Source organism: Mesorhizobium sp. M0189, assembly GCF_040322135.1.
Classification (GTDB): domain Bacteria; phylum Pseudomonadota; class Alphaproteobacteria; order Rhizobiales; family Rhizobiaceae; genus Mesorhizobium.
In genome coordinates this window covers 41,434-50,142 of record NZ_JAMYSW010000026.1, presented here as the reverse complement: position 1 = coordinate 50,142, position 8,709 = coordinate 41,434, and the positions used below count along the sequence as shown (strand labels likewise).

10 protein-coding genes are annotated in these 8,709 nt (G+C 59.4%); 7 read left to right on the top strand and 3 right to left on the bottom strand.

Features of this window, described 5'->3' with window-relative positions:
• Window positions 1-250: 250 nt before the first annotated feature.
• Window positions 251-1,141 carry a LysR family transcriptional regulator gene (locus NKJ09_RS29645; RefSeq protein WP_352496479.1) on the bottom strand — a complete coding sequence of 297 codons (891 nt, stop codon included), beginning with the start codon at window positions 1,139-1,141 and terminating at the stop codon, window positions 251-253.
• 152 nt (window positions 1,142-1,293) lie between these two features.
• Here NKJ09_RS29645 and NKJ09_RS29640 point away from each other — a divergent pair, with 152 nt between their 5' ends.
• The 3 genes from NKJ09_RS29640 (at window position 1,294) to NKJ09_RS29630 (ending at window position 3,635) form a co-directional block, all read left to right on the top strand.
• Window positions 1,294-1,677: a DUF1330 domain-containing protein gene (locus NKJ09_RS29640; RefSeq protein WP_352496480.1), complete on the top strand. Its 384-nt coding sequence runs from the start codon at window positions 1,294-1,296 to the stop codon at window positions 1,675-1,677.
• Window positions 1,678-1,779: 102 nt separating this feature from the next.
• The gene (locus NKJ09_RS29635; protein WP_352496481.1) at window positions 1,780-2,622 is read left to right on the top strand and encodes an SDR family oxidoreductase; all 843 of its coding nucleotides are present in this window, start codon (window positions 1,780-1,782) and stop codon (window positions 2,620-2,622) included.
• Between the two features lie 260 nt (window positions 2,623-2,882).
• Window positions 2,883-3,635 (top strand): 3-methyl-2-oxobutanoate hydroxymethyltransferase, encoded by a 753-nt coding sequence (locus NKJ09_RS29630; RefSeq protein ID WP_352496482.1) that lies wholly within the window; start codon window positions 2,883-2,885, stop codon window positions 3,633-3,635.
• Between the two features lie 899 nt (window positions 3,636-4,534).
• Here the strand turns inward: NKJ09_RS29630 and NKJ09_RS29625 are convergent.
• Window positions 4,535-4,765: a helix-turn-helix domain-containing protein gene (locus NKJ09_RS29625; RefSeq protein WP_095521422.1), complete on the bottom strand. Its 231-nt coding sequence runs from the start codon at window positions 4,763-4,765 to the stop codon at window positions 4,535-4,537.
• 554 nt (window positions 4,766-5,319) lie between these two features.
• Here NKJ09_RS29625 and NKJ09_RS29620 point away from each other — a divergent pair.
• Both NKJ09_RS29620 and NKJ09_RS29615 read left to right on the top strand, forming a co-directional pair.
• Complete coding sequence (locus NKJ09_RS29620) at window positions 5,320-5,766, top strand: helix-turn-helix domain-containing protein (RefSeq protein ID WP_352496483.1); 447 nt, start codon at window positions 5,320-5,322, stop codon at window positions 5,764-5,766.
• Window positions 5,732-6,337: a PIN domain-containing protein gene (locus NKJ09_RS29615; RefSeq protein WP_352516125.1), complete on the top strand. Its 606-nt coding sequence runs from the start codon at window positions 5,732-5,734 to the stop codon at window positions 6,335-6,337. Before NKJ09_RS29620 ends, NKJ09_RS29615 begins: the two co-directional genes overlap by 35 nt.
• Before the next feature lie 55 nt (window positions 6,338-6,392).
• Here the strand turns inward: NKJ09_RS29615 and NKJ09_RS29610 are convergent, their stop codons facing one another.
• Window positions 6,393-7,175 carry a thermonuclease family protein gene (locus NKJ09_RS29610; RefSeq protein WP_352496484.1) on the bottom strand — a complete coding sequence of 261 codons (783 nt, stop codon included), beginning with the start codon at window positions 7,173-7,175 and terminating at the stop codon, window positions 6,393-6,395.
• A 147-nt stretch (window positions 7,176-7,322) separates the two neighbouring features.
• On the opposite strand from NKJ09_RS29610, the gene NKJ09_RS29605 reads away from it, so the two are divergent.
• Window positions 7,323-7,568: a KTSC domain-containing protein gene (locus NKJ09_RS29605; RefSeq protein ID WP_352496485.1), complete on the top strand. Its 246-nt coding sequence runs from the start codon at window positions 7,323-7,325 to the stop codon at window positions 7,566-7,568.
• 61 nt (window positions 7,569-7,629) lie between these two features.
• The gene (locus tag NKJ09_RS29600; RefSeq protein WP_352496486.1) at window positions 7,630-8,523 is read left to right on the top strand and encodes an ATP-dependent DNA ligase; all 894 of its coding nucleotides are present in this window, start codon (window positions 7,630-7,632) and stop codon (window positions 8,521-8,523) included.
• Window positions 8,524-8,709 lie beyond the last annotated feature (186 nt).

Here is an 8,709-nt window from a genome sequence, read left to right as displayed (position 1 = left end):
GAATCGGTGATTGCAACGTCACCACCGTGCCATGGCCGCTCGCCCTTCAGAGCAAGCGCCGTTCTCTCTCCAAAACTTTTTGCAGAACCTTCAGGACACTATCTGCCAATTCCTAGGCCGTGAACTCATAAATTGGGGAGACCGGGATCGGTGGGAAACGGACGCTCCGGACTTTCTGTACTGAGCGGCTTGGATAGGCGCCATGGTCGCCATGGTCGCCGAGGTCTGACGATCCTTATTTCAACCGCACTCAGTCGCGGTAGCGCAGCGTTTCCAGCACGAGTGCGAAAGGCGGCGAGAGTTGGCGCCGGCTTGGATAATACAGGTGATATCCCGGCCGGAGGGGGCACCAGTCCTCAAGAACACGCACTAGGCGACCCTCTTCAAGTGGGTAGGTCACCAGATCATCAGGCAGATAGGCGAGCCCGAATCCCTCAAGGCTGGCCTGACAGATCATCGCGAGGGTGTTGAACGCGGCGTGTCCTTGAACGCGCACCTTCAACTCCCGCCCCTCCTTGCGAAACTCCCACGGTGCACAGCCGCCTGTGGGCAGTCGCAGGGGTATGCACGCATGATCGGCAAGGTCTTCAGGCGTGACCGGACGGGAGCGGCTTGCGAAGTATGAAGGCGCTACCACAACCGCCATGCGGAAGTCTGGCCCAACGCGCGCCGAGATCATGTCCTTGTCCACCTGTTCGCCAAGCCGTACACCCGCATCGAAGCGATCGGCCGCAATGTCTGCCAAGCCGTAGTCGTGGATAATCTCGACCCTGATGTCGGGATAGTCGCGCATGAGCCCGACCATGGCGGGCCAGATGATGGTCTCGCCGGCATGCTCCACCGTGGTGATCCGGACTGTGCCGGCCGGCTTGTCGCGCAGGGCGCTGAGGGCGGCAATCTCGCTTGCGATCTCATCTAACTTGGGAGCGATGCTTCGAAACAGGCGATCCCCCGCTTCGGTTAGCGAGACGCTGCGGGTCGTGCGGGTCAGCAGCCTAACGCCGAGGCGCTCTTCCATCGTCCGGATCGAATAGCTCAGAGCCGACTGCGACACGCCGAGCATGGCGGCCGCCTTGGTGAAGCTGCGCTCGCGGGCGACGGCGATGAAGGTCAGGAAGTCATCCAGGCTGTCGCGACGCATTCATCAATCCCCCTTCTAAGCTCATGCAAATTATACCATCTAATTGCATGCCGCTAAAGGAGCTAACTTCCTGACATCAAGGCCAGACGGTCAACCGGAGCAACTCTCCGCGCAATGCCTACCGTCCAACTGGCCCACTGAAGGAGAACAAAATGAAGAAGGTAATCGTGGGCGCGCTCACCGCTCTCACCATGATCGTGAGCCCGGCCGCCTTTGCTCAGGAAGCGACGGGCGCCGTCCCCCGCGCCTACATGATCGGCAGCTATGACATCAAGGATCAGGCGGTGTTTCAGCAGTACATCGAAGCCGCCTCGCCGCTCGTCACCAAGTATGGCGGCCGCGTGATCGTCTACAATCCCAATGTCACTGCCATCGAAGGAAGCTCGAGATCGGTGATCGCCATCGCCGAGTTCCCGAGCCTTGCTGACGCCCAGCGCTACTACAACTCGCCTGAATACACGGCGGCCCGGCAGTTTTTTACCAAGTCGACCGAAGGATTTCGCATCATCACCGAAGGTGCCGGCCTTCCGCAGTGACGCAGTCCGCTGGCGGATGGACACCAGCATGGGGATCAGTCCCTGCTGGCCATCGCGTCCGAATTCGAGGCCGAGCTGCGGCCTAGAGAACAGGAGCCCAATATGGGTGTTTGGTTCATCACCGGCGCAGGCCGGGGCCTCGGTCTGGATATCGCCAAGGCCGCATTGGCGGCGGGCCACAAGGTGGTGGCAACCGGCCGCAACACGGAAAAGGTCGCAAGGGCCGTCGGAAAGTCCGAGAACCTCCTTATCGTCAAGCTGGACGTGACGAGCGCGGCCGACGCCGAAGCCGCTGCCCAGGCAACGCTTGACCGGTTTGGCCGCATCGACGTGCTGGTCAACAATGCGGCGAGTTTCTTTGCCGGGTACTTCGAAGAGTTGACCGCCGAACAGATGCAACTGCAGCTCAGCACCAGCCTCGTCGGTCCCATGAAGGTGACGCGGGCCTTTCTGCCAGCGATGCGCAACCAGCGGTCCGGCAGGGTCATTTCGATCTCCTCGACGGCCGGGCTGATGGGTTTCGAGTTCTGCTCGGCCTATTCAGCCTCGAAGTTCGGCCTCGACGGCTGGATGGAGGCGCTGCAGACCGAAGTCGTGCCGTTCGGCATCGAGACGATGATCGTGAACCCCGGCTTCTTCCGCACCGAGCTTCTCACGGAAGAGTCGACCAACTATGCCGCGCCTTCCGTCGAGGACTACCATGAGCGGCGGACGGCGCAGATCGCTTTCTGGCGTTCTCAAAACGGCAAGCAAGGGGGTGACCCCGCCAAGCTTGCGCGCGCCCTGATCACGCTCGCGGCTGGGGACGTGCTGCCCCACCGTTTCCTTGCCGGTGCCGATGCCATTGCCACGGCAGAGCAGAAGATTGCCATTCTGCAGCAGCAGATCGATACCTATCGCGAGCTGTCGAGTTCCCTCGCCATCGACGACAACGGCCGCAACTAACGACCCCTGCGGAACATCCGGACTTGCGGTGCTGGTGGCTGAACACCACTGGCACTGCAATTCCGAGGTGAAGACTTCGTGGCTGCGGCACTCCCAAAATGGCCACCTGTGAATTGATCAAATACGTCCGCAAAGAGGTCGATTGTCGACTGGCGGCTTTCCTATTGCAGCGGAATCTGATTCCAGACTCTGCATGAGCCGATATGACCTGACCGACTTCGAATGGCACGTGATCGAAGAGGAACGGACAGAAGATATCCATGCTCTTCGTCAGCACGCCCGACGAGGCAGCCGCCGCTGCCGCGGCAGGCATTCACATGCTCTCCATCGAGGGCCGATACTTTGACCAGGAAATGCGACAGGCAGCCGGCGACTGTTTCGTTCAGGTCGGTCTGCCTTACGGCGGCTGGGGCAGCTTTGCTGGCCGTCCGCTCGCTACGGCAGAGGACTATCTGCGTGCGGCTTTCCACTTTGCTGGCATTGGCGGCGACGCCTTCTACTGCTCCGCGTCCTACGACATCCAGAAGGCGCTCTGCGACAACCACCTCCCTGTCGTCGGGCATATCGGCCTGATCCCTTCGTACATCACCTGGACGGGTTGGCGCGCAGTCGGAAAGAGCGCGGAAGAAGCGATACGCCTCTGGCGGCACACCCAGAAACTCGAGGAGATCGGTGTCTTCGGGGCGGAACTGGAAGTCGTGCCCGACCGGGTGGCGAAATTCCTGACCGAAAACTCGTCACTGGTCATGCTTGGCATGGGCGCCGGCGAGCATGCAGATGCGCAATACCTCTTCACAGAGGATGTCTGCGGCTATGGCAAGAACCATAAGCCTCGGCACGGAAAGGTTTACCGGAACCTCGGCCCTGAGCTGCAGAAGATCCAAGACGAGCGCGTGGCGGCGTTCAGGGAATACAAAGCCGACGTCGATTCCGGGCGGTACCCCGGTTACGAGCACACAGTTCCGATTGGGGACGCTGACTTCGATAGCTTCATGCGAGCAGCCAAAGGGTGACAACCATGCGTGCGGGGCTATCCGATTGCTCAGGAGCGGGTGTCAGGCAAGTCGAAGTCCGCAACACGAAGGCGCCAACGCTTGCTGAACTCAAAATGCTGATTGCCAAGAGGGAGCTGATCCTTCCGGCGAAGTTGGAAACTCTCGCTCGCGTGATGTTTGCAGAGCCAGACTGCGTTGCCTTCGAAAATTCCGCCTCGATCGCTCGCCGGTGCAACGTGTCAACGACAACCTTATCTCGCCTCGCTCCGCGCCTTGGCTTCAGGTCTTTTAAAGAAATGCAGAACTGCTTCCGAAATCACATCCTTGATCGAAAGGCCCAGCGCAAGCCGAGCTGATAACTCGGCTACATCGATCACTCAGAAGTCAGACCCGCGCCTTGAGCAAGCCCGCGGCCCAAAGTTCAGCTTTCTAGCCCGGCGTACCCAGAAGCTGACTTTCCGCTTAGGCCCAATTTCAGTGATCCCGATTAGAGGCCAGTGGGGCCGTTCTTGAGAGCAATATATCGTTTCGGCGAGCGGCGATTGCCGATATCTCCGTCGCTCAGCAGGTTCGTCAAAGGGTGCAGTGGCGCGAAATCGACGCTGCATTGTGGGGCAGGGAAGGGGCATGTCTTGCCCCAATCAATGCCGTTGCGCGATAATTGGCATTCTGCTCACTACCACCCGTCACACCGCGATAGAGTCGGTGGCAGGGGAAACTCGTAAGCCACTGACTTTGGAGAGAATTTGGATCGAGGCGTAGAACATTGTGATCCAGCATGCCGTGGGGTGTCGAGCGGGATTGTTATGAGCCACCCGCGCCACTCCATATCTATCTGATAGTTAACGTGAAAATTGGGATAGCGAAGTTAGTGAGGGCGGTTTCTGGGGTGCGTAGGGAGCTCTATTCGACGAGGTTCACGATTGCTCATGTTCCTTCCCGTTGAGTCGATTTGTCGCGCGGCACTTAACAGTTTGCTGATTTGCCCATTGGTTTAGGTCGGCCACGGGATAGACGATGGACTTTCCAATCTTCACGAACGCTGGCCCGACGCGCATTGCTCGCCAGTTGGCCAATGTCCCGGTCGAGATAGCGCCGCGAAAACGTTCGCTCACTTCCTCCGGTGTCAGATAAAGTGGTTCCGTCATCTTCTACCTCAAACCAAGTCTCGGTTGGGATGATCGGGTCCGCGAATGATGAACGGAGACGACCTCCTACGCTCGGGGTCGACAAGGCAATCTTCATTGAGAACATCAGTCGATACCGGGGCGTCACGCATCTCTACGGCGACTTCGCGCAAGACTAAAAGGGGGTTCTGACCACGGTAGGACCATCTCGGGCTGCCGGCTAGAAAAAGGCCGGAAGGAAGCGCGATCATTAGTCTGATGCTCCGGGCAGGATCAACCAGCAGGGCCCTCCGAAGGCAGAGGTCACAGGTTCGAATCCTGTCGGGTGCGCCAAGGTTTTCAATCACTTACGTCCTTTTCACGGGCTGACCTCTGGGCCGTCCCACACTGCCTTCCCACATAAACGGCTTTTGGCAAGTTGGAAACGTCAGGGGCGTGGCTCCGGCGAGCGAAGATCGGCACCTGCGGGGAACGGGAACCAAAGAGGTGACGGTTCGTTCACTTGTTTCGGTTATTTCGGATATTGCGATTGTTGATTCGCGGTGCTATATCCGTTGAACACAGGGAAGACGACCATGACAACGCTGCTCGAACGACCGATATTGCCTTCGGCCGACGACGCCGAATTGGCTGCGCAGGCCAGCCGCCACCTTTCTAGAGCCAAACACGAGGGCGCTGAATTGCGCGTTCAAGTGGATGGAGGAGAGATGCTGCGCCTTCCTAAGGCAGTGAATGATCTTCTCTATCATTTGCTGACCGAAATGGCGCAGGGTAACGCCGTTACCCTGTTCCCAATCCATGCCGAACTGACGACACAGGAAGCCGCTGACTATCTGAACGTGTCACGTCCTTATCTTGTTCGACTTCTCGAGGAGGGCAAGGTGAAGTTCCACATGGTAGGAACTCATCGTCGAGTTAAGTTCCGTGATTTAGATGCGTTCCGCAAGTCAACTGAGGAAGAGCGTCAGCGTGTAATGGACGAACTAGCTGCCCAAGCGCAAGACTTGGGGATGGGCTATTAGGAAGTCCAGTTACACCGTCATTCTTGACGCCTGCGCACTGTACCCAGCCCCGCTGCGAGACTTCCTCATGGAGCTCGCAGCGGGAGGGCTGTTCCGTGCGAAATGGACCGAGCGCATTCATGACGAATGGATTCGTAACGTCCTTAATGACCGCAAGGACCTTAAGCCAGAGCAGTTGTTGCGGACGAAGCAGCTGATGAATCAGGCTGTACCTGACTGCTCGGTCGAAGGCTACGAGGATCTGATCGAAGGCCTGAAGCTCCCAGACGGTGATGACAGACATGTTCTTGCAGCCGCCATCCACACGGCTTGCGACGCCATCATCACTTTCAATCTAAAAGACTTTCCGCGAGACTACCTAGCGAAGTTCCAGCTAGAGCTCCTGCATCCGGACGAATTTCTGTTCCATCAGTTCGGGCTGAATACAGCTGCGGTCGTTGTGGCGGCGCAACGCTGTCGCGCGCGCTTGAAAAACCCTCCTAGGACGGCAGAGGAATACCTCGACACCCTCGAACGGCAAGGGCTCACCAAAACCGTGGCCGAACTCCGACACTACGCCGCCGTCATTTAGTCGCAGCCGTTCGCACTCGGCACATTAACACAGCGTCTCGCATGCCACGCCGTCGCTATCGCGGTCCAACTTTCCACCCCAGGGAGCAGTTGCTAAGATACCATTGGGCCTCGTCGCACGAACTGATCTGCTTGCACGTTCGCCGCGGCTCGCATGAGTAACCGTTCTGCGCGACCAACTTGCGGCTGACGAGGCCAAGCGGCTGGCTGGGCGTCGCCCTATCGGCGTGCGCCGCCCGCCACTCCCAGGGCGCCTGAAACGTTCCGACCCACAGACCGACCTTCGCCGCCTTTGCCTTTGCTTGCTGCTCCGCGTACGCGCCGTGGCTGTAGCGCGGCCAATCCAGCGCCTGGCCGTTCTCGACCATCCATGAGGCGACACTGGAGCCGTCCGCCCGCCAGCAATCCCCGACAAAGCGGCCGTAGCGGTCCCAAGTGACGAAACTGCATTGCACCGGCCTCGAGGCGGCCAGGAACGTGTCCAGCGCGTTAGCGGCCCGTCGCCCGCAGGAATACTCAGAACCGTTCGCGTCGTTGCAGTACTGCCGGCTCTCGGGCGCATCGATGCCGTTGAAGCGGATGCGCTGGCCGTGGATCTCGATCGTATCGCCATCGATGACAGACGCGACACCGGCGATCGGCGCCGGCTTTGATCCGATCCAGTTTGATACGTTGAGCTCGGGCACAGGATCGCTATGCTGCATGACGAACTGCGTCACGTAGGCTGCCATCGCCGCCAAGGCCACGAACACGAGCCGCTTCGGAACGCCAGCCAGTTGGCGCACGCGCCCCGGCTTACGCCACTGGTCGGTTCGACCATTATAGCGAGACTTGCCCAACCCCTGTCTCCTCTTGAGGGGCAGAGTGCTTCTAATTGACGGCCAAGTCTAGAGCCGACGGCGGTCGGGTTCTTGGCCGGCGCACCGCACTGACCCAGGAACGCCACCGCTTCTCTGATCGTTGACTGCTTTTATTGAGCCGCGGTCATGCCATCTACCTCGATCCGCAAAACGGAATATGATCCCGGCAGCAAAACCCTCTCGGTGTGGTTCGTGGCCAGCGGAAAAGGGTACGTATTCGAGGACGTCCCACCGGAAACTTACGCCGCGTTCCGAGCTGCATTCGCCAAGGGCCGCTACTTCAACGACCATATCCGCAATCACTTCCGTTACCGAGATCGGTATGGCATCCGATCTGCCCGCGTCTCCTCCCTCCAGAGACGCGGGCTTTGAGGTTCGCGGAACCGAAACGTTCAAAGTTTATTGAATCGGGTTGGTGTGGCGTGGAGTTTGTATGAACGGGGCGAGGCTGGCGTTTATCCGTCCGATGGAGCCCAAGCTGGTCGCAAAGCCACCCGAGGGTGAACACCGGATTCACGAGATCAAGCTCGATGGCTACCGAACCCAGATCATCTTAAACAGCCCTGACGATATTCGCGCCTTCAGCAGCAGCGGAGCGGATTGGACGAGGAAATACACCGGCATCATCGAGGCGGCGCGGGATCTCGACGTCAAGAGCGCGATCTTTGAGGGCGAGGCGGTCGTCACGGGCGTGAATGGCCTGCCCGATTTCGACGCACTACAGAAAGCCGTACACAGCGATCGCTACGCCACGATCCTCGGCGCCTTCGACATCATGCATCTTGACGGCCACGATCTGCGCGACGTTGGCTGCAAGGCGCGCCGGGAAATTTTATTTGGCATCATCAAGCCGAACAGCCGCATCCAGTTCAGCGAGGCTCTACCCGGTGATGCCAAGTCGATTTTCTACCTCGCTGACCAGGCTGGCCTTGAAGGGATCGTCTCCAAGCGCGCCGACAGCCCGTATCGGAGTGGCCCGACGTTGAATTGGCTGAAGACCAAGAGCTGGACGGTCGAGGAATTCGAACTGCTCGGCGTCGAGCGCGAGCCGGGCAAGGCGGCGTTCGCCTTGCTCGCGCATCCCGACACCGGAAAGTATGTCGGTTCAGCCTTCATCTCGTTGGGGCGCGACATGAAGGAGCGGCTGTGGAAGCGGGTCAAGGAACATGCCGGCCCACCTCCGGGCGGCATCAAGAAGCGACCGGCGACGCTGTGGGTTGAGCCAGGCGTGAAGCTACGGATCAAGCATCTTCGTGGCGAGCACAGGTATATACGCCACGCTTCGCTGCTTGGCTTCGGCGACGATCCGGAGCGTCCGGGGAGATAAGGGCCCGCCTGCCAAATCCAGCAATGGCCGGCGGGCCCCCATCAGCGCAATGAAGGGACTTTTCTTGCTCCGATTTCTCCTTTCGGAGATGACGCTACCAACTATGAATGGGATGCGGCAGTTCCCGACGCCGCCCGTGCACCGGACCATTGAGCAGTCAGGTCAGACTTGGGTCCCGATGATCGG

What these genes read in the sequence shown, in the direction of transcription:
- NKJ09_RS29635 (WP_352496481.1), top strand. Translation starts at nt 1,780, where the DNA reads ATGGGTGTTTGGTTCATCACCGGCGCAGGCCGGGGCCTCGGTCTGGAT.
- NKJ09_RS29600 (WP_352496486.1), top strand. Translation starts at nt 7,630, where the DNA reads ATGAACGGGGCGAGGCTGGCGTTTATCCGTCCGATGGAGCCCAAGCTG.
- NKJ09_RS29645 (WP_352496479.1), bottom strand. Translation starts at nt 1,141, where the DNA reads ATGCGTCGCGACAGCCTGGATGACTTCCTGACCTTCATCGCCGTCGCC.
- NKJ09_RS29620 (WP_352496483.1), top strand. Translation starts at nt 5,320, where the DNA reads ATGACAACGCTGCTCGAACGACCGATATTGCCTTCGGCCGACGACGCC.
- NKJ09_RS29640 (WP_352496480.1), top strand. Translation starts at nt 1,294, where the DNA reads ATGAAGAAGGTAATCGTGGGCGCGCTCACCGCTCTCACCATGATCGTG.
- NKJ09_RS29630 (WP_352496482.1), top strand. Translation starts at nt 2,883, where the DNA reads ATGCTCTTCGTCAGCACGCCCGACGAGGCAGCCGCCGCTGCCGCGGCA.
- NKJ09_RS29605 (WP_352496485.1), top strand. Translation starts at nt 7,323, where the DNA reads ATGCCATCTACCTCGATCCGCAAAACGGAATATGATCCCGGCAGCAAA.
- NKJ09_RS29625 (WP_095521422.1), bottom strand. Translation starts at nt 4,765, where the DNA reads ATGACGGAACCACTTTATCTGACACCGGAGGAAGTGAGCGAACGTTTT.